Source organism: Ktedonobacter robiniae, assembly GCF_016587375.1.
Classification (GTDB): Bacteria; Chloroflexota; Ktedonobacteria; order Ktedonobacterales; family Ktedonobacteraceae; genus Ktedonobacter; species Ktedonobacter robiniae.
The window spans coordinates 2,839,924-2,861,243 of record NZ_BNJG01000001.1 but is presented as its reverse complement, the minus strand read 5'-3'; the positions used below and the strand labels follow the sequence as shown (position 1 = coordinate 2,861,243).

14 protein-coding genes are annotated in these 21,320 nt (G+C 53.8%); 8 read left to right on the top strand and 6 right to left on the bottom strand.

Annotated features, from left to right (window positions below):
* Positions 1-4: 4 nt before the first annotated feature.
* Complete coding sequence (locus tag JMJ04_RS12025; protein WP_201370728.1) at positions 5-2,161, bottom strand: MerR family transcriptional regulator; 2,157 nt, start codon at positions 2,159-2,161, stop codon at positions 5-7.
* Between the two features lie 583 nt (positions 2,162-2,744).
* Here JMJ04_RS12025 and JMJ04_RS12020 point away from each other — a divergent pair.
* Together JMJ04_RS12020 and JMJ04_RS12015 are read left to right on the top strand one after the other, a co-directional pair.
* The gene (locus tag JMJ04_RS12020) at positions 2,745-3,428 is read left to right on the top strand and encodes an RNA polymerase sigma factor (RefSeq protein ID WP_201370727.1); all 684 of its coding nucleotides are present in this window, start codon (positions 2,745-2,747) and stop codon (positions 3,426-3,428) included.
* A gap of 484 nt (positions 3,429-3,912) precedes the next feature.
* Positions 3,913-5,868: an ABC transporter ATP-binding protein gene (locus JMJ04_RS12015; RefSeq protein ID WP_201370726.1), complete on the top strand. Its 1,956-nt coding sequence runs from the start codon at positions 3,913-3,915 to the stop codon at positions 5,866-5,868.
* Between the two features lie 54 nt (positions 5,869-5,922).
* Here JMJ04_RS12015 and JMJ04_RS12010 read toward each other — a convergent pair whose 3' ends face one another.
* From JMJ04_RS12010 to JMJ04_RS12000, 3 genes are all read right to left on the bottom strand, one after another.
* Entirely contained in the window at positions 5,923-6,468 is a 546-nt protein-coding gene (locus tag JMJ04_RS12010) for an RNHCP domain-containing protein (RefSeq protein WP_201370725.1), read from the bottom strand.
* 933 nt (positions 6,469-7,401) lie between these two features.
* Positions 7,402-10,128: a valine--tRNA ligase gene (locus tag JMJ04_RS12005; RefSeq protein WP_236037991.1), complete on the bottom strand. Its 2,727-nt coding sequence runs from the start codon at positions 10,126-10,128 to the stop codon at positions 7,402-7,404.
* Between the two features lie 576 nt (positions 10,129-10,704).
* Positions 10,705-12,402, bottom strand: coding sequence for an FHA domain-containing protein (locus JMJ04_RS12000; protein ID WP_201370724.1), 1,698 nt, complete (start codon positions 12,400-12,402; stop codon positions 10,705-10,707).
* Between the two features lie 305 nt (positions 12,403-12,707).
* Between JMJ04_RS12000 and JMJ04_RS11995 the strand changes: the two genes are divergently transcribed.
* From JMJ04_RS11995 to JMJ04_RS11980, 4 genes are all read left to right on the top strand, one after another.
* Positions 12,708-13,328 carry a PadR family transcriptional regulator gene (locus JMJ04_RS11995; RefSeq protein ID WP_201370723.1) on the top strand — a complete coding sequence of 207 codons (621 nt, stop codon included), beginning with the start codon at positions 12,708-12,710 and terminating at the stop codon, positions 13,326-13,328.
* A 34-nt stretch (positions 13,329-13,362) separates the two neighbouring features.
* Positions 13,363-14,001 (top strand): HD domain-containing protein, encoded by a 639-nt coding sequence (locus JMJ04_RS11990; protein WP_201370722.1) that lies wholly within the window; start codon positions 13,363-13,365, stop codon positions 13,999-14,001.
* A 187-nt stretch (positions 14,002-14,188) separates the two neighbouring features.
* Positions 14,189-14,581 carry a TM2 domain-containing protein gene (locus JMJ04_RS11985; protein ID WP_201370721.1) on the top strand — a complete coding sequence of 131 codons (393 nt, stop codon included), beginning with the start codon at positions 14,189-14,191 and terminating at the stop codon, positions 14,579-14,581.
* Positions 14,582-14,588: 7 nt separating this feature from the next.
* Positions 14,589-14,888, top strand: a complete 300-nt coding sequence (locus JMJ04_RS11980) for a DUF2752 domain-containing protein (RefSeq protein ID WP_201370720.1) — start codon at positions 14,589-14,591, stop codon at positions 14,886-14,888.
* A gap of 233 nt (positions 14,889-15,121) precedes the next feature.
* On the opposite strand, the gene JMJ04_RS11975 is transcribed toward JMJ04_RS11980, so the two are convergent.
* A complete protein-coding gene (locus JMJ04_RS11975; RefSeq protein WP_201370719.1) occupies positions 15,122-17,791 on the bottom strand; it encodes a M1 family aminopeptidase in 2,670 nt (889 codons plus the stop codon).
* A 296-nt stretch (positions 17,792-18,087) separates the two neighbouring features.
* Here JMJ04_RS11975 and JMJ04_RS11970 point away from each other — a divergent pair, with 296 nt between their 5' ends.
* Complete coding sequence (locus JMJ04_RS11970) at positions 18,088-18,300, top strand: hypothetical protein (protein ID WP_201370718.1); 213 nt, start codon at positions 18,088-18,090, stop codon at positions 18,298-18,300.
* Between the two features lie 297 nt (positions 18,301-18,597).
* On the opposite strand, the gene JMJ04_RS11965 is transcribed toward JMJ04_RS11970, so the two are convergent.
* Entirely contained in the window at positions 18,598-19,143 is a 546-nt protein-coding gene (locus JMJ04_RS11965) for a COG4315 family predicted lipoprotein (RefSeq protein WP_201370717.1), read from the bottom strand.
* Between the two features lie 488 nt (positions 19,144-19,631).
* Between JMJ04_RS11965 and JMJ04_RS11960 the strand changes: the two genes are divergently transcribed.
* Entirely contained in the window at positions 19,632-21,182 is a 1,551-nt protein-coding gene (locus JMJ04_RS11960; protein ID WP_201370716.1) for an ABC1 kinase family protein, read from the top strand.
* The last annotated feature ends 138 nt before the right edge of the window (positions 21,183-21,320 follow it).

Here is a 21,320-nt window from a genome sequence, read left to right as displayed (position 1 = left end):
GATTCTATTTGGTCTCGCTCTCTTCCAACTGAGACCAGCGTGAATAACCTCCTATGCCATTTTCAGCGTCGGGATTCCAGGCCATAACGACGTTGCCACCTTCACCAATTCCCAGCTTTAACACCGCATCCAGCGTCTGGCTGATCATGGCGCTTACCTCGGCGGCTGAGGAATATTCTTGCAGGAACTCGCTCAACTTAGTATGCGAGTACGAGGTCACGGCCAGGTGTGCGCTCACTTCCGATATGACGAGCGCGCTATCGGCGGCCACGTGCTGGTGCACCGCGATGCTCCTGGCCAGGTTTACTTTGAATTGCTCGGCCTTTGCGCAGGCCTTTTCGCGCGAGTAGCCACGCAAAATCAAGTAAAAGCGGTCTGCGTACATATGATAGAGGTAGCATTGTGATGCCCTGGTTGTCAGCGGGGCGATTAACTCTTGAATACGCAAGCCTATAGCCCGGTCTAACAAGCGAATAGTGTGATCGCCATATTTCCGCGCTAGCTTGATCTGGTTATCCATGTCAATAGCGATAAAGGAGACAACATCACTCCTTCCAGGCTCTTCATTAACAAACTCTTCCTCTTTTATATCCTCCTCCCATGCATGTGCATCGGACACAAGTGCCTCCACATCACGCATAAAGTCATTTTCACAGCGGAACTCATTAAACAATGTATCCACAACGTCAGGAGTATGCATAAGGCTTTTTAGATCATCAGTCGTACGTAGGCGGACATCGTAGGTCGTGATGGCATTTTCAATAAAGCGCACAACGATTCTCAGCAACTGCCGATCTGCGAGGGAAAAGGCCTCTACGTTATCTGAGACGACATAGAGGACAGCCAGCGGATCCCCATGCTCTCCGCCAATAGGGACCGCAACATTGGATTGAATCTCGCCCTCGACGTCAATAAAGGCGCGCGTCCTTTCGCGCAAGGAGATATGAGGGCGATAGAGAATGCGTCCGCTCTGGTAGGCACGAATACCCACGCTTGTTCTTGATTTCTGCGGAATGAACCTGGACTCTCCCACAATATAGGGGCTCTCCTTACTATGAGCGCGCACAACAAGCGTGCGCTCCTGTAAGGGAACTTTCCCCACGCTATTGTCAGGCAAGAGGATCACAGAAAACTTCCAAAGGTGCCGACCATTCGCAAACGTTCCCCCCATGCGCACAACCATATCTGCCAGGCCCTCTAGAATACTATCCTGGTAATAACCTACCTTGCCCAGGTCCGCCGCGGCCTCGCGATGGTCATGCCAACCGGGACCAAAGCAGCGGCGCATAAATTCAACTTCTTCATATAAAGGTGCCAACACCCGCCTGATTGTTTGTACATAGGCCTCGTCTAGCGAGAGACGACGTGAACGCTTATCCGGCCGGTCAAGCACAATCAAGGTGTGATAGGTTGGTTTCTCAAGCAAACGCTCCTGGCGCATAATACCTAGTGGATACACACAATAATCGGTCTCATATTGGAATGAGGGATTGTGGGTAAGTAACGTATGTACTGTTCCACTAGTATCTAGCCAGCCAACGAGCGACTCGCCAAGACGAGATAGGTCTTCAGTCGTTCGTACACCTACCTCAACCGGGTCGCAAGCTAGCGGCAAGATCAAGCCAATAGCACACCCTGGCAAAAACTCGCTAATCAGCATCAAGGACATACGCAAGGCCTGGGCGGCATAATAACGCCAGAACAGTAGAGACTTTTCGCGAGCCAGGCGTCGATCAATAGAAAGCATGCCAACCTGGTCTTCGCTGATCGCTGGTGCTGACTCCAGCAGCTGACGCCCCTGTCGCCCCTCTGGCAAGATCTCATCCCAGATTTCGCCGATATCTTTGGGGATATCAGAGAGCGCAAAACGCGACTCCAGCAACTCCTGGATCACGGCCAACTTATCCAGTTCCTCAAGAGGATACTGTCGCTGGCCCTTGCCCTCCCTGGTCCCCTTATTCTCCTTGGAGCGCATAGGATTGAGCATATGCTGGCTCTCCAGGTCACGCAATTTACTCTCGCTAAAGCCAGAGAGTTGCGCAGCCCGGCCAATGGTAACCGTGGCATCCGCCCTGCTGCGGTGTATATTTTCAAGGATACGCGCTTGCACTTCTTCATTGCGTAAATGCAGTTGAATACGCTGCCTGGTGTAGTCTTCCATAACTAGCCCCTGTATTGTTTGCGTGTTTGCTATCACAGTAGTTTCCGTGTAGGAAACTAACGCCACTCGCGTGGCTAGCGCTTCGCGCTCAAGTTTCCGAAAGGTAGTAAATACAATTCTTTCAAATTTTCCACCTCTCACATACACAAAACCTTATCTTCACCTCGCTTGAAGCACAAAATATCTTCTCTATTCTTGATGTTTCTTGAGGCCAGATATTAAAAACATGTTAATCACTCTTTATAAATTAGATTGTACTCGCACACGCAAAACTTTTCAACAGCAATCCTACATAATTCCCATTAGGCTTATTCTTTTCCTACAAATATTCTATCACAAAGCAAAAAAACATATATACGTACTTAGAAATCTTGACTACCATATTCCATTTACTTATACTTAGCAATAAGAAAACTTAAGTATCCTTTAATATTGTTTTAAGTTTTCTCAAACAATAACATATTTTATAGTAAACAACCTTTTCTCGTATAGAACAAACGTAGTTTTGCAACAAATTTAGTAGCATTTCACAATAAACCTACGTCTTCATGACAAGATAAGCGCCTATGGAGGAGTACAAGCTATGACAAAACAAGTAAACTTTCCTTCTCTTGAGGATCTTGCTCTTGCTCATGAGCAAAGCTGGAGCAGACTGTATGACTTCTTACGGCCCACAGTCACGTTCTTTGTATACATGTATACCGTATCAGCGTGGCATGGTCAGGAGAATGACCTGGTCGAAGACGTATTACAGGAGACAGTCATCCGCATCTATCGCCAGATCCAACTGGCACAGGCGTCAGGTGCAACGCCCATCCTGCACCTGGAATCCTTCTGCAAGACCATCGCGCGCAACTATTGCCGTGACCTCAGGCGCAAGGAGAAGCGCCTGGAGCACTTCCCTGAGGGAGACCATTCCTTTGAAATTTACATTCTTGAAGAGGTGAAGGACGATCCCGTCGAAGCCATCTTTGAGGCTCTGTTCGCACGCCCTGTCATTTTCGCCTCGGCCACGCTGATAGCCTCGTTCCCAGAGAAACAACGCCAGGCCCTGCTCATTGACCTGGCACAGAAGAATGACTTCGACGCGCCTATACCCTCGTTGCTTGAGGAAGCCCTGAGCAAGGTCAACATCAATCTTCGCGCCTATCGAGACAAGCAGCCTGACGAACAGGCGGACAAAGCACGCCATAGTTCCCTGGTAAGTATCGCCTACAAGCGACTGCGGAATGAATTCTTTCAGCAGTATGCACATCTCGTAGCATAAAGATTGTTGAGGCTGTGAGACCTGGCAGCCTGTGGCTGCCAGGTCTCACAGCCTCAACAATCAGACAAGCGTCGCAGACGCGAGAGATCAGGCCTAGAACGCGTTTACTCACTCTGCCGAAACGGAGGCACTGCATATGCAAGAATTACTGCTAAGCACGCAAATGTTCGTCATCTTGATCTTGCTGGCGTTCATTGCTGGACTTGTGACCGGAATCGTGCTGAGTCGGCCCATCATACACTAATATGTATTGAGTAGATGAGAAAACCTCCGACGGCTTCGCCGTCGGAGGTTTTCTCATCTACTCAATACATATTAATCAGCCTGTCAAAAAGAACAGGGGGAAAACCGTTTACCCGACCAGTGTATCTTGCTCAGCAATCTGTTACACTTATATATACTCTGATTTTAGTGGACAAAAAAAGACACCAGAGAGGCATATAAAAAGTCTCTCATACAACACTACCTACCTGGAGAAATGCATATGGGTGTACACGGAATGCGTGGTGGGCGTGGGGGAGGCATGGCTGATTATGTAGAGGAACAAAAGAGACGTGGTCGTAAAACAGATGCGCGCACCGTGCGTCGCGTTATAGAAGCCTTCAAACCTTATAAGTTTCAGGTATTCCTGGTCCTTACAGCAATCCTAGCAACGACTCTGCTGGGATTGGTCAATCCTCTGCTCATTCAACGCATCTTTGACGATGCTATCGGAAAAGGCAATCTCTCTCTCCTCATCATCTATGTCATTATTATGTTTATTACGCCGATTATATCGGGCTTTATCGGCGTATGGCAGTCATACCTCAACAACACAATCGGGCAGAGCGTCATGCGTGACTTCCGCAACAGGCTCTACACTCATCTTCAAAACATGTCACTGAGCTTCTTCACCAGCACGCGCACTGGTGAGATTCAGTCACGCCTCTCCAACGACGTTGGTGGGGTGCAGGGCGTAGTCACAAATACGGCGACGAGCATTGTCTCCAACATTTCGACGGCTCTCAGTACCGTGATCGCGATGTTTATTATCAGTCCTCTGCTTACCCTGGTCTCCCTGGGACTGCTCCCACTCTTCCTCTGGTTTACCTATCGCGTCGGCAATGTCCGCCGCGCAACCAGCAAAGAGACACAGAAGAGCATGGCCTCGCTGACCGCGATGATGCAGGAGACGCTCTCCGTGAGCGGCATCCTCTTGATGAAGACCTTTGGCCGCCAGGAGCATGCCCGCGATCAATTTGAGCAGGAGAACCAGAAGCTGGCTAATCTAGAGGTTCGCCAGCAGTTGATTGGGCGCTGGTTCTTTATGTTCATTGGTACCTTCTTCTCGGTCATCCCAGCTATCGTCTACCTGATTGCGGGTGCGCAAATCATCAATCACGCGCCTATATTCGGCGGCTATATGACGCTGGGTACCATCGTGACGTTTACCACGCTTCAAAGCCGTATCTTCTTCCCCATCGGTCAGCTCCTGAGCGTGCAGGTAGACGTTCAAGGCGCGCTGGCACTCTTCGATCGCATCTTTGAATATCTGGATATGCCTATTGAGATCAAAGATAAACCCAACGCCCTCAAATTGCAGGCTGAACAGATTCGTGGCGAGGTCGCTTTTGACCACGTCGCCTTTGCCTACAAGCGCGACAGTTCTCACTCGGTATTGAAGGATGAGGCAGCAAAAGATGAGCAGGAGGCTGAGAGACTGGCGATTGTAAAGAACGAGGACGAGGAACTGCGTCCCGCCCTGAAGGATGTCTCCTTCACGATCAAACCGGGGCAGCTAGCCGCCCTCGTTGGTCCCAGTGGCGCAGGCAAAACCACCATGACCTATATGGTACCTCGCCTGTACGAGGTAGATAGCGGCACCGTCTCCATCGATGGATATGATGTGAAAGATCTTGCCCTCACCTCGCTCAGTGAGCTAATAGGCATGGTTACCCAGGAGACCTACCTCTTCCATGCCTCGATTCGTGAAAACCTGCTCTACGCACGCCAGGATGCGACCGATGAGGAGATGATCGCAGCGGCAAAGGCGGCGGCGATTCATGAGCGCATCACTGAACTGGAAGATGGCTATGACACGGTCGTAGGCGAGCGTGGTTACAAGCTTTCAGGCGGAGAGAAGCAGCGTATCGCTATCGCGCGCGTCATCCTCAAGAATCCCCGTATCTTGATCCTGGATGAGGCTACCAGCGCCCTCGATACCCATTCAGAGCGTCTCATTCAGGCAGCCCTGGAACCCCTGATGAAGGGACGCACCACGCTGGCCATCGCTCATCGCCTCTCCACTATCCTGGCCGCGGATGTCATCTTGGTGGTCAACAAAGGCGAGATCGTCGAGCGCGGCACGCATCAGGAACTCCTCGAACTGGGCGGCCTCTACGCCCGCCTCTACCAGGAACAATTCTCACAGGTTGCCCTCGAAGAGATCAGCGCTGACTAGGTTACCTGATAACAAGAAGGGTAGAAGGCTGAGCCTTCCACCCTTCTTGTACTTTTAGCCTGCGTCAGAGACATCCCATTCAGCACGCTCAAGTTCGTGCTGCTCCTCCAGCCAGACCTCAACCTCGCGGGCTTTGAGGTCGCGGCTCGTGCGGGGTGGAACCATGGGCAGTTCCAGCATCAGCTCGTAATCGTCATCGGCGGCGACGCGGTTAAAACGCTCGAAGCCACAGCCCAAACAACGATGCACGATCACATCCTCGCCCCGTGTACGCTGAAAGCGCCCAACCGGCTCCATAGAGGAGCCACAGGTGCTCAAGCGATCACCAGATTGCCTATCATCGACGTGGCGCGAATATAAGCAAAAGGGACAATGGTTGCGGTGATGTCCGCCACTAGGCAATGGACATACGAAGCGCCGACAATGCCGACATTTAAAGACCTCTTCCTCAGTATTGTAGCGTGGCCTGGCGCTCTTTCCCCGATCGCTGGGGCGAAAATCTTCTGCATCTATACCATCATATGCATCCAGGATACCAAATTCGTTGAAGCGCAAAGGCTGTTTGTGACTCTTTGCTGCGCGCGACATGCGTTTTCGCAAGGGTGAACCTCTTTTTTATCATCACAACTGTATTGGGGAGAATTAAACGCAAGATGAGAGGCGCTTTCAGCAGGGAAAGCGCGTTGGCGACAAGCGCCGCGCACAGTTTGGTGGTCCTTTTACAAATACTACACATAGGTCCTCGGCTTCTTTCCAGGGCCGCCAGCACACACCCATTTCTTTCGAATTTCGGTCAAAGTGTGAACGGCCATACAGGTAAATACATTTCGTAGGAGTGAGCAGCTTGAGACATCTATAGGGTCGCAAAAATGGGCAAGAGATACCCTGGAAAAGTGGCGGCGGTGGTTATCATTCAGCACACGACGCGCCATAAGCCTGAAAAGGCAGAAAGCGACCCGGGAATAAGCAGAGTGACTTACAATAAGCCAGCACAAAAAAGCTGCACACAAAGAAGGGAAAAAGATGTAGGGGAGAGCGTGTGGAGATGCTCAGAAGAGTGAGGAGTCAAGGACTCCAGGAATATGCTGATAACGCGACTAACAAAAAGCATAAACAACCAGCACTGGCAGAGACTCCAGCGCATACATACCAAGCTATATCTCCACTTTTACAGTGGAGAGAGGCTTATGCATTATAAAGTTGTCATGTGTGTAGTCGCAGTAGGACTATTTGCCCCATGCCTTTAGCGGCACAGTATATCAGCAAAGTTTCTTAAAGAAGCAGTCCACCGCGCTCTAGCGAGCAATGGCGGTCATCAAGAGGCTCCTCTTTCTAGACAAAATATTGTTGAGATATCTACAAATATACCTGCATTCACCCCCAAAGTCAAGCCCTTTTAAACACTCAAACGCTCCCTTTCGCGCCTGCGCCACACTACTAAGAAAGGGAGTCACAGCACGCAATAAAAAGGGAGGAGTGTGGTGCCAGATCTGGCACCACACTCCTCCCTTTTTATTGCGTGCGAATATTTATTTAGCCGGCGAGCTGGGCGCGGCGGGTTTCGAGCTTAGCGACGCGCTCCTCCTGGGCGGCGAGCTTCTCGCGCTCTTTGGCGACTACTTCGGGCTTGGCTTTAGCTACAAAGTTTTCGTTGGAGAGCTTGCCCTGCAAGCGCGCACGTTCCTGCTGGGCCTGGGTGATCTCTTTGTCGATTCGCTCAAGCTCCTTGGCAATGTCGACCATACCAGCTAGAGGCAGGTAGATCTCGACGTTGCCAGCTAGCAGGCCCATCGCCTGCTCGACCTTGCTCTCCAGAGCTACATGCAACTGTGGCTCCTCGGTGCGCGCCAGGAACTGGATGAGCGGGCTCTGCTCCTTGAGCATCGTGACATACTCGCCTGCAGCCATGATGACCGGGATGCGGCGTGCTGACTCAACGTTCATCTGGTTGCGCGCATCGCGGATACGCGTGATCGCTTCCTGCAAGAGGCTAAACTGCTGCTCGGCCTCCTCATCGACGAACTGCTCCTGGGCGGTTGGCCAGGGGGCGATGATCAGCGCCGAGGCTGGCCACTTACTCTGATCAGACTCAGTCAGGCGATAGAGGTGCTGCCAGACCTCCTCGGTGACAAAAGGCATGAAAGGATGCAGCAGGCGCAGGCTCTGATCCAGCACGGCACGCAGGATGGCTGTGGTCGACTGGCGTGTCGCTTCGTCACCCTGCATCTGGACCTTGGCGCTCTCAACATACCAATCACAGTAGTCGGACCAGAAGAAGTCATTGATCTGGCGTCCAGCCTCGCCAAGCTGGAAATCGTTGATCAAGCGTGTCACAGACTGCGTCAGGCGATTCAGGCGCTGCAAGATCCAGCGGTCGGCCAGGGTACGAGGCCTGACCGCGCTGATATCGGGGACGCCACCACCAACCTCAGCCGTGGACATGAGTACAAAGCGCGAGGCATTCCAGATCTTGTTAGCAAAGTTGCGGTTACCAACAATGCGCTCCTCGATCAGCTTCATATCGTTGCCCGGCGTACTGCTGGTGGCCAGAGTGAAGCGCAGAGCATCGGTGCCAAACTTGTCCATGACCTCCAACGGGTCGATGACGTTATTCTTCGACTTGCTCATCTTCTCACCCTTGGCATCACGTACCAAGCCGTGCAGGTAGATGGTGCTGAAGGGCACAGTTCCCATAAAATGGATGCCTGCCATGACCATGCGCGCAACCCAGAAGAAGATGATGTCGTAGCCAGTCTCCATAACTGCCGTTGGATAGTAGCGGCGCAGGTCAGCGCTATCCTCGGGCCAACCAAGCGTGCTAAAGGGCCAGAGCCATGAGCTGAACCAGGTATCCAGCACATCCTCGTCCTGGCGTACAGCCGTACTATGGCAATGCAAACAGGCCGTCACATCCTCGCGGCTGACCGACATCTCACCACAGGTTTCGCAGTACCAGACCGGGATACGGTGGCCCCACCAGAGCTGGCGCGAGATACACCAGTCATGAATGTTCTCCAGCCAATCCATATAGGTCTTGTTGAAGCGCTCGGGTACGATGCGAATCAGGCCATGTTTCACCGCGCCAATGGCGGGGGTTGCCAGGGGCTTCATCTTGACGAACCATTGCTTGGAAATCAGTGGCTCAACGACGGTGTCACAGCGCTGGCAGTGACCCAGCGGCACGTTATAATCCTCGATTTTGACCACGAGACCCTGGCGCTCAAGCTCGGCAACGAGGTTCTTGCGCGCCTCGTAGCGATCCTGGCCCGCGTAGGGACCGGCCTCTTCGGTCATAATAGCGTCAAAGCCGATGACCTGCACGGCAGGCAGCTTATGGCGCAAGCCAATCTCGAAGTCGGTGGGATCGTGCGCGGGCGTGACCTTGACCGCGCCGGTACCGAAGGCCAGGTCCACGGCCTCGTCGGCGACGATAGGAATCTCGCGTCCAACCACGGGTACGATTGCCAGGCGTCCAACAATATCCTTATAGCGTGCATCGTTGGGGTTCACAGCAATCGCGGTATCACCCAGAATGGTTTCGGGGCGCGTGGTCGCGACGCTAATATAGCGCGTCTCGCTCTCGCCCTCAACTGGCTTGAGCGGATAGCGCACATAGGTCAGCTTTCCAGGGGTGTCGACATGGTTGACCTCGAGGTCAGAGAGGGCGCTCATACAGCGGGGACACCAGTTGATGATGCGCTCGCCACGATAGATCAGTCCCTCTTCATACAGGCTGACGAAGACCTCGCGCACAGCGTGAGAGAGCCCCTCATCAAGGGTAAAGCGCTCACGCGACCAGTCACAGGAAGCGCCCAGGCGGCGATGCTGGTCCTGAATGCGTCCCTTATACTGGTGTACCCATTGCCAGACACGCTCTAAAAAGGCCTCACGCCCCAGTTTATGGCGGTCGGTCCCCTCTTTGGCGATCAGGCGCTCGACAACGGTCTGGGTCGCGATGCCGGCGTGGTCCTCGCCCGGAACCCAGAGCGTCTCATCGCCCAGCATGCGATGGTAGCGGATCAGGATATCTTCAACGGTGGAGGTAATACCATGCCCCAGATGCAGCGCGCCCGTCACGTTGGGCGGAGGCATACTAATGACAAAGGGCTTGCGCTCAGGATTGGGGCGTGGCTTAAAGTAGCCTCCCTCTTCCCAGAAGCGATACCATTTGGCCTCGACTGCCTGGGGCTCATAGGCCTTGGGAAGATCGGCGGCGGATGGAGTGGGCATTGTGAGTGTGTTCTGCTCCTGCTCAGCCATGTTGACTCCTCTTGTTTTTTAACTTCTCAGCGCCTGCGGCGCTTCGCGAGGGTAAGGGTGTGTGGATGCTGATGTGTCGCTAAGCGACACATCAGCATCCACACACCCTTACCCGGCGTAGGCTAATGGGTGGTGAAAACGTCTGCGTTCTTGTTTAACATAATAAAAAAAGCCTTCCTCGTAAAGGACGAGAAAGGACATGACTCGTGGTACCACCTTTGTTCGATCAATCACACAGATTGATCCTCATAGGTGCGATAACGGACACATCCGTGAAAATTCCCCCTCTTAAATAGATGGGGTGCTTTTCAGACTCCCAGGCGACCTTCAACGCTTCGTCAACCGAAAGGGACTTGCAGCCAATGATCCCTTCTCTCTGGCGGTGGGTGCGTCTACTCCTCCTGCTCGTAGCCAGATTATTTCTATGCTCTCTATTTTCTTTTTCGGCAATTATCTGTAGTCTAACGAGTGCAAGCACGAATGTCAATAGACAAGAAGGTAAAGGATGTGCGTGAGAAAATGGCCTGTGGTCATTTTCTCACGCACATCCTTTACGCTTGAAGCTCTTCGGGTTTGCTAGAACTTCTTGAAGGTGCAGGTGACCTTGCCGAAGGAGATGGAATCACCATCGTTCAGCGGGGTCGCCTTGTCGGGCTCCAGGCGCTTGCCATTGACGCGTGTAGAGTTGGTACTATTCAAGTCAGTCAGGGTAAAGCTGTTTCCGCTATGTTCAAAGGCGGCATGCACACGTGAAATGGTGTCCGCGCCCTGTTTGCTGCTCAGATCAACGTCGGGGCGGATACCACCCAGATCATTGTCGTAGCGGCCAACAGCGGCTGACTCGCCCTTTAGCTGCACTTGAGAGCCATCGCTAAAGATGAGCGCACCCCAGGCTGGGCCTGCTGCGTTGGAGACTTGAGGGGCAGGCTGAGCATGCCCAGCTGCGCGAGGCGACGGAGGCTGTTGCGCGGGCTGAACCAGATTGGCCTTGCCGCCCTGCTGCTCTTGCTTCTGCTGCATCTGCTGTTGCAGGTGTGCGGGCGGGGTGTAGTAGACCTCCTCTTTCTTAGGCTGCTGAGAGGGAGTCTCCTTCGCGGGTGCAGGTGTAGGAGCCGTGTTGGGAACAGTAGGCTGTGAAGCAGTCGCCTGGCTCTGCTGATTTGAAGGCACATAGTACTGGATCTCAGGCTTCTTGGGCGCGGGCGCCGTTTCCTTCTTCTCTGTACCTTGCACATACTTTACCGTCGGCTGTGGCGCGACCGTAGGATTCTGCGGCGTTGGTGGCACATACTCCGGCGGCGCGGGGCGCTGCGATGGCTGCTGACCTGGGAAGATTGTCGACTCCACCACACTGGGCTGCGGCTGCGCGGGCGGCGTATAGGTTGGTGTGGGTGGTGGCGTATACACTGGCGCCGGTGGTGGCGTCGGAGGTGTATAGGTTGGCTGCGGCGCCAGTGACGGCGTCGGCGTGGTATACGTCACGCGTGGCTGGGGAGCCGGTACTGTGGGCTGAGCAGGCTGAGATGCGGCCTGTGAGGCAATGGTATGGAACGTTGATGCTCCGCACTTGGGACAGAAGGCCGCTCCATCCTTGACCTCCGAGTTACAGCGTGAACAGTAGAGCTTGGGAGGCGTCAACGAACGGCCACAGCCGGAGCAGAAGGTATCGCCCGGCTCATAGGGCGTATTACAGTTCTGACAGCGCAAACCACCTGTCGCGGGAGCCTGCATCATTGGCTGGGGTGGCCTCGCCATGGGTGGGGCCGGAGGCATATCCCGGTTTTGTGGAACATAGTACGGCTGTTGCGCTCCCGAAGGAGGCGTTATCGACTGCTGCACCTGGGGCAGCAATTGGTAGGGGACAGGACCAGGCATGATTCCTGGGCGCTGCTGGCGCACCAGGCCATCGGTCATATTCAACACCTGGTTGCTCAGGCTCGCCTGCCGCAGAGCACCTACACCAGCCGTCAGTGCCAGCGGCCAGAGGATGGGCAACGCTACAATACCCACGGCCCCGACAGCCGCTTTATCGATCCACTTCTGCTGACCAATCATCGCCAGCACACCACCAGTTGTGCGCTGCAGCGTCAGAGAGAGCGCGGCCTGCATACCAATAATGGCCTCGAAATCGCCGCCTTTCTTCAACTGCACCAGCATCTGGTCTTTATTACCAATACTTTGCGCCTGGTACCCCTGGGCCATGTAGGCATTTACCATGTCTCTGGCAAGGCGTTCAATATCGATATCCTCTGAGTTATAAAAACGGGCATCCATCTAAAATCCTCCAACAAAGCGTTACAGCCAGCGAAGCCTCTTCTCTCTCCTCATTCCCATCTTACCGGTTATATGTCACATAGGAAAGTATCGTTCTGGAGGTACTACGTTTCTATCGCGTGAAAGTTGTAGTGTAGGTGTATGGCAGTGGCAGGGCTCTGGCCTGCCACTGCCATACACCTACACTACGCGATTTGAGCGCCACAAGCGCGAAGAGGAGTGAGATAGCTCGCTTGAGATGCTATAATGGAGAACGCAAATCGAGAGTCACAATCTAATGCTTGTTGCCAGTAGGGAAAGAGCTTATGCACGAACCACTAGAGCAAGATAGACATGAGCCAGCGGAAACCAATGGGGGAGAACCGTCCGCGCGCAACCGTCTGCGCTATATTATCCTGGGACTGCTCTGGGCGCACCCAATGAGTGGCTACGACATCAAGCAAGCCTTTGATCGCGCCATCGCAAGCTACTGGAACGCGGGCAACAGCCAGATTTATACCACACTCAAGAGTTTAAGCCAGGCCGGGCTGGTAGAATCCGAGGTCATCGTGCAGACGGCACGCCCTAATCGCAAGGTCTATCGCCTGACCGAGGCCGGGCTAACCGAGCTTGAGCAGTGGCTTGAAGAGGAGGTTCCAGATCGCTTCACCAAGGATGAATTTCTCACTAAACTCTTCTTCTGTGGTGAGACCAGCGATGAGATCGCGCTTCACCACCTCCAGCATCATCGTGAGAGCCTGCTCCAGCAATTAGCCTATATGGAACGGGTCAAACAGCAGTACGCCTCGCGCCCAACGCGTCGTCCTCGCCTGCTTGAATACCAGATGCTGGTACGCGAGTATAAAGAGGCGGTACTTAAAGCCGGGCTGGAAGTCACGGAGCGCGCCATTGAGCGCCTGAACGATCAGACACCCAAACGCCCTTAAGTGCCAGTATAGAAAGAGCAGGATACCCTCTAACATGATGCAAGATGCACCGCTTTCCTTGCCGCTCCTGGAAGATTTACGCCAATCCATCACCCTGACAGGAAATACAGGGCTCAATGTTGCCACCTTTCTCATCGCACACGGTTGCCCACAGACGGCCAGGCATTGTGGCAAGGTTGCGGCAGAAGCTCGACGCGTCGCCCTCCTGGTCGGCGCGGACCCGGCGCTTGCCGAGGTTTCAGGCTGGCTACATGACGTAAGCGCGATCTTCCCCACACCAGAACGCGTCAAAATAGCCTATCAGTTGGGTATTTCCGTCCTGCCCGAAGAAGCGGCTTTCCCCATGATCGTTCACCAGAAGCTCTCACGCGTCCTCGCCACCCAGATATTTCAGATTACCCAACCAGAGGTCTTGAGCGCGGTCGAGTGCCATACCACACTCAAGCGCGATGCTAGCCAGCTCGACAAAGTGCTTTTCGTAGCGGACAAGCTGGCCTGGGACCAGCCAGGACACGCCCCCTTTCACGAAGGCATGCAAGCAGCGCTAGAAATCTCGCTGGACGCGGCCACCTTCTTCTATTTGCGCTATATGTGGGAGCGCCGCGTCCAGCTTGCAGTCCTTCATCCCTGGTTACGTGATGCATATTTTCAAATGCTTCATGCCTTATCGTAAGCATATAGGGCGTAATGTGCATTAAGAATCTATAAGGCGTTCTATAAAGGCATATCTTGATACTTGACAGTTGATGAGTTGCTCGCTTATAGTTCCTTCGTGAGTAGCAAATATTCACAACAATCATTTTTCTTTACTTAAAATAAAAAAAGCGCTTAAAGCTAAGCCATGAAGGGACTTATTCACTATGAGCCAGCAGCCTCCGTTCCAGCAGCCAAATCAGCAGCCTCCTTTCCAGCAGCCTCCCTTCCAGCAGGGCTATCCCCAACAGGGTTACCCTCAGCAGGGCTATCAGCAACCTCCTTTCCAGCAGGGCTATCAGCAGCCTCCTTTCCAGCAAGGTTATCCCCAGCCGGGCTATCCTCAGCAGGGGAAAGATTGGTTGATAACGCTGCTCCTATGTTTCTTTCTTGGCTGGCTGGGTGTCCATCGCTTTTACGTTGGTAAGACTGGCACCGGCATCGCCATGTTGCTTACTCTTGGCGGTTGCGGTATCTGGGCATTCATTGATTTTATCTTGATCATAACAGGCAGCTTCACCGACGCCAACGGTCAGCCGCTGGTCCGCAACAATGCGTAGTTCAGCTATGCGCATAGAGAAACACGTTGCGCGAGGGAAGGCAGGATGGCTCATCCTCCTTCCCTTACTTTTCTTCCTGATACCAACTTCCTGGCTTGAGGCCCATCCTCCAGTCTGCCTCTCACGCCTCATTTTCAAGCGCCGCTGTCCCGGCTGTGGAATGACGCGAGCCGTCTCCTGCGCCGTTCATGGTCAGTTTCGCAAGGCCTGGCACTACAACAAGCTTGTCGTGATAGTCCTGCCCCTCCTGACACATAGCTGGCTGCAAGAGGTACTGCGCCAATATTTTCGCTGGCCACATCTCTAGTGGTTTGTTCTCCAAATTTGTAGGTCCATGCTGTATGGACTGCGAGCGAAGCGACCTCCGCAACAGTTGGGTATCGACCTGAGGGCCTCGGGAGTCCACGCAAGCATGGACCCTACATCTAACAACTACGTGAATTTACCATTTAGATAGTGTGTACACGTAAGAAACCTGGAGAAAAAGAGAACGACCTGGCACATCTCTTCGTGCCAGGTCGTGTTTACAGGTTCTGATACTTAAGAGAGGCGGGCCTCCAGGCCTGTGACTTGCTCTCGGAGCTTGCGATTCTCAGCGCGTAGCTCATCGAGATCTTTCCGCACTTGGTTAAGCTGTTCCTCGCCCTTGTCGCTGCTACGCAGGTTATGGGCAGCCCAGCGCATGGCACGCTGCACGCCGTCCTCTGTCTCGCGACTGGCAACGCTTTCCAGCACCGGAATAGCTCGTTTCTCACCAAACGTGAGCAAAGCCCAGGCTGCGGTGGCGCGGGCGGGTCCCCAGGTATCATGCTCGGCGGCGTGCATAAGAGCAGTCACAGCTCGCTGACGCGCCGCTTCACTATACTCATGACGCAGACTACCAACCGCGTTGAGGCCCATTATGGCACCACGACGGAGGGTAATGTAGTTGCTCGTATCGCTCATGTAGGCGATCAAGGTATCGATCACGCGCTCGTCACCGGTGGCGGCGAGACCATTAAAGACACCGTTCTGCACACCATAATTCCAGGAGGGACGCTCCAGAGCCTTCGTTAGCAGCTCAATGTTACCTTCGGTGCGGGTTTTACCCAGCGCAGCCGCAGATGCTGACTCAACGCGATAGCTTACATCGCCGTCCTCAACCACGGGGCGCAGAGCCTCGGCAGAGCGCTGGGCCAGTTCACCATGCGTGTGCGCCGGGAACTCTCCGAGGGCCGTAGCAATTGCAGCACGCACGCGTGAGAACTCCTTCACATCCAGCTCCCTAAAGGCCTGAATGAGGATATCCTGTGCCTCGGCTGTGCTATGCTTGGCGATGACCTCGGCGGCGGTGGTGCGCACGCCCCAGAAAGCATCGCTATTCAAGGCGTTGGTGAGAGCGGTCAGCGCCTGTGGCTCGCGGTGGTCGGCAAGGGCCTCGGCAGCTTCGACCCGACCCAGGATATCATCGTCATGCTCAAGCTGGTAGACGAGCAGGTGAGTGGGGCGCTCGAACTTTAGCGACTTCAGCAGGCGACCCTCAGGATCGAAGCGTACCATCACTGGCTCACGCTCCAGTGGCAGATAGAAGGTCTGCTCGACCTCGCCATCCTCACCCAGGGTGACGTGCAGCGGGATCGTACGTGTCTCGTCGCTTCCCACTGAGGCAGGAATGGTAAAGGCGATCTCGGCTGGCACTTTGAAGCAGGGCGTCAGATCGTCGACCTTCTGCGCCTGGCGTACCTTGACCTTCGCCAGCTTATGCTGTCCATCCCAGGAGTAGCTGACCTCGAACTCGGGATAGCCACCGCTGTAGATCCACTGATGGAAGAAATGCGCCAGGCTGCGACCCGTGGCCTCCTCAAGCGCGCGCTCCAGGTCTGCGGTGATGACTTCACGCGTACGGTTGCGCTCCAGGTACGACTTGATGCCACGGCGGAAGGCGCTATCCCCAAGCTGGTTACGCAGCATATGCAGGACCCAGGCGCCCTTATTATAGATGTGTCCATCAAAGAGCTCAAAGCCCTGGTTATAGTATTTATGATAGACAACCGGGCGACGATAGCGGCGATCCTCGTTCTGGTAACCCTTGCGCGTCTGCAACATCTCCCATTTGAAGTAATCCTCGCCCTGGTCATGGCCGGTCCACAGGTGCTCGAAGTAGGTCGCGAAGCCTTCATTCAGCCAGGCATTGGGCCAGTCACGGCAGGTCACCAGGTCGCCAAACCACTGGTGCGCCAGTTCGTGCGCAGTCACCGAGACGAACTCGGGGGCCATATCCAGGTTGGCCTTCTGGTCGAAGAGCAAGCCAAAGCTATGCGTCGTGGCCGTTGTATGCTCCATGGCACCTGTATAGATCTCGACCACGGTCTGGTCATAGTTGTCATACGGATACTCGACGCCGGTATATTCGGAGAAGAAGCCCATCATATCTGGGGTCTTTCCCATGTACAGACGCGCGTCGTTGGCGCGGTCCTTACGCACATAGTAGGAGACCGGCTTGCCCTTATACTCATCCTTGATCACGGCAAAGTCGCCCACAACGAGCGAGATCAGGTAGGCGGCATGAGGCACGGCATGCAGCCAGTGGTGTGTCTTTGTCTCGCCATTGTCAACGACCTCCAGCAGGTTACCATTGGCGATGGTAATAAACTGTGAGGGCGCGGTCACCAGGAACTCGGTTGTGGCACGGTCGTTGGGGGAGTCATGGCAGGGGAACCAGTAGGAATGATACTGTGGCTGACCAAAGGTATAGGCCTGCACCGGGCGCGTGGGATCCTCGGTCGCGGGCTTGACAAAGTGCAGACCATTGCGCGGCCTGGTGTGATAGGTCACCGCGACCGTAAACTCTTCGCCATGCTTGTAGGGGCGGTCGAGTTCGATATGTAGCTTCTTCTCGCCAAGACTGTAGTTCAGTTCTGGGCCATCCACAAGTGCAACTTTATCAATCGAGAGCTCAATCGCATCAAAGGTGACACTCTTGGCCTCTTCATAGAGGGCCGTGAAGGTTGTGTAGATGGTACCGCTGATCACTTCCTGGTCAAAGTCCAGCGCGATATCCAATTTGACGTGTTTAACGTCGCCGGGGCGATCGGGTGCGTAGTGCAGCGTATCGCCGGGCAATTCATAGTTGCGCGCGGGCGGATTGGGCAATGCCTCCTGGCCCTGCATAAATAGCAGGCTATAGCCATTCCCGAGGTCTACAGAATGTGCTCTGGTACAGTGTGTCAAGGTTATAGCTCCTCTTGCGTGAAATAATCTGACAACGGAAGAACAGTCCCACTACCACACAGCCACCAACCCATACAGGCCCGACCCAGAGTCTTGATCTGACACTTCCGGGTTCTCTCTGGCTGTAACTCATCCCTGGTATTTCACTAGTATATCATCTATTTTGGGGAAGCTCACTAGTGTGATCGTGATTGTCCTTTGTATCTACTGGCCCAAGAGTGACCGGCAGGAGCCACGGGAAGCAACAGCCCAAGACTGGATAGAGGCCAAAGAGCACGACGAAGTGACCATTCTTGATGATCACGGCACTGATCACCCAACCGTCGAATTTCGGCGGCGAAGATAACGAAAATGGTATAGTCAGCCCTTATAGCACCTGCTGTAAGGGCGTTTCTTTGCTCAGTGCAGGAGCTACCCTATTAGCGACGTTGAAGGAGGCGGCGAATGATGAGAATCCAGGTAACAATAATGGCAATGATCACGACAAGGGCAATGGCAGCGATTATTAACACAAAAGGAGATATTGGTAGGGCTTCAGCGATAACTATGAACCCCAAAAAGGGATGTTGATAGGGACATAATAAGAGAGCTTCCTTTCTCTGAGTACACACTGCGTCTCATTCAACTTCTTATGTAAACGCAAGAAATGAGGCGAAGTAAAGTGCATTGTGTGTAAGAAAAGGATATAGAGCCAGCTCTTATAGAAGGTGCTATAAGGGCTTTCCCTTAGCGCGATTGATAAAAAGGTGCAACATCTCTGGGGATATTCCGCCAGAGACGTTGCACCTTTTGCTGAAAAGGACTGGCTATAGGCCAGTAGGGATATTAATGGTGGCGGGCTGCCAGGGTGAGTTATCAGCTAGGGGCGCATTGAAGTCGCCAGGCTTCTTGTCACCAACGTAGGTGTAGAGGGGATAGCCCTGGTAGAAGACCACCTGGCGCCCCATATAATCGGTACCCACGCTCAGTGTTCCGGGCAGTGGTGTGGTAGAGGTAGGGGTGCCGGTACCCTTATAAAGCAGGGGACTCCAGGTCTTAGCGCATTCCCCATCACAGCTAAAGCCGCTTGCCCCTTGCCACTGATGGACATATAACGTCATACCCTTAATGGTCGTCAGAACGGGGAACGTGACCCCTACCGCTTGATGGGATGGAACCTGGCCCACGGACACCACGAGCGAAGAAGATGTGTGCTTTGCATTGTTTGTGAGTGCCGATTGCGTGGTAGTTCCTTTGAGCGACGTAGCGAGCGAATCGGTGCTGGTTGTTGAAGTAGCAGAACCACAGGCCGCCAGGATTCCAACCAGCGACAGCGTCAACAACATGGTGGAAATGAACGTCTTAAGTCGCATATTGTCGTATTCTCCTCATTTCTCAAGTGTATTTTTTCAACAGTTTCTTTTTTGATTATTCATACCGTATCATTTGATGGTCTCGCTTACACTGTCGTTCGCTTATCCCATTTGTTACACTCTCTGGCCTCACAGCGAAGGTCAGAAACCTTGAGCCAGGTAGTATTACATAGGTTTACGCAATCGAGGGTCACCCCTTCTGACCACCGCTGTTGAGTAAAGAAATGCGATAGCGAGAGCCCCATTTACGACAAAAAGGCTTAAAGTTAGTTTTTGTAACCTCGTGTGTCAGTTGGCATACGAGGTTTTTTATGGAGGTTGCCAGTATGCAGAAACGAGTAACCACTCACACCCTCTTACCCAGAGCGCCGCAGGCGCGAAGGATAAAATCACAGATCTTGAACATATCTTGCTTTTCACCGTAGAGTATTATGTGTGATCCTTCTTGTTGGCAGAAAGGCTCTTCTATGAGAAATGAACCACGTGGTATGAATAGATTTGCTCAATTCTTGCGTTTCTTACGTGTATCGCGCCTGTTGTTATGGACGCTCTGGATTATTTACCGAGAGCGTCAGCGGGTGGTAAAAGCGCGGCAGCGTGGCAACTACGAGGTACAGCCGAATATCGAGGTGCTGTTAAAGGTCCTGCGCGCTTTTAGAGCCACCGCCCTCCAGTTGGGCGTGCTGATGATTAAGCTGGGGCAATTCTTGAGCGCACGCGCGGATATCCTGCCAGAGCAGGCCCTCTCCGTGCTGGCCGATTTGCAGGACGAGGTTCCGCCTGCTCCCTTTGAGCATGTGGCCGCGGTCATTGAGGCGGAGTATGGCAAGCCGCTCACGGAGATTTTCAGCGTCTTTGAGGAGCAGTGCACGGCGGCGGCCTCGCTGGGCCAGGTTCACCGGGCTACGCTGGCCAGTACAGGCGAGACAGTCGCAGTTAAGGTACAGCGCCCACACATCACGCAACTGGTGGGGATGGACCTGAGTACGTTGCGCTTTGTCATCTGGGTCGTGAACCGTTTCTTCCAGAGCGACTTTATCGATTTGAAGGGACTCTATCGAGAGTTTCGTCGCACCGTCTATGAAGAGATCGACTATGTGACTGAGGCGACGAACGCCAAACGCTTTCGCGAGATGTTCCGTGAAGATCCAACCATTTATATTCCCCACGTCTACGAGGAGTATATTTCTAAGCGCGTGCTGGTACTGGAATGGATTGATGGCATTAAGGTCAATGACTACGCGGCACTGGACGCGGGAGGCTATTCGCGCCTAGAGATCGCCAACCGCACAGTGCGCGCCTACTTTTACCAATTCTTTGAAGAGGGCTTTTTTCATGCTGATCCCCATCCTGGGAACATCTTTGTCAAGAAGAATTCGCCCTCTGATGACCCAGTGATCGCCTTTCTGGATTTTGGCATGGTCGGCTCGCTTACGGGCAGCATGAAGCGCGCCATCCGCGACCTCTTCCTGGGGCTGGTCTTAAGCGATTCCAAGAAGATGGTGGACTCGCTGCTTAAGTTGGGTTTTGTGGGAGAAGGAGCGAATCAGGCCGCACTGGAACAAGCCCTGGACATTATGCTGGAGCACTATTTCGGCATGACGCTGGGCCAGGTGCGCGAACTGGAGGTATCGGATGTGGCCCATGACCTGGATACACTGCTCTATGGGCAACCATTCCGTATCCCCTCACAATTTGCCTTCGCGGGACGCGCGGTAAGCACACTGGTAGGCGTCTCAACTGGCCTGGCTCCCAACTTCAACTTTGTGGATGTGGCGACTCCCTACGCACGTAAGTTTCTAAAGTTGGACGCTGAAGGCATCAGCCAGACCGCCCAGAATATCCTTAAGGAGGCCATAGACGCTGGGCAGGTGCTGCTGGAGCTTCCAAAATCCATCAACCGGCTTATTGGCAAGATAGAGGCGGGTCAGGTAGAGGTGAGGCTGGCAAATCTTCCCGGCAATAATAGCCGCTTACGCAGAGCACGCCAGCGCAATGGCGCGGCGATGAGTACAGGGGGAGCGGTGTTGGAGGTCTGACCTGGAGTTTCTTCTTCGGCGCCTCGCTCGCGGCTGGAGTCTATCTGACAAATCTCCATCAAGGGCTTCCCGGCTGGTTCTGCCTGGGGATCGCGGGCATCAGCGCCCTTGGACTCCTGTTCAGGCGCTAAGCGTGAC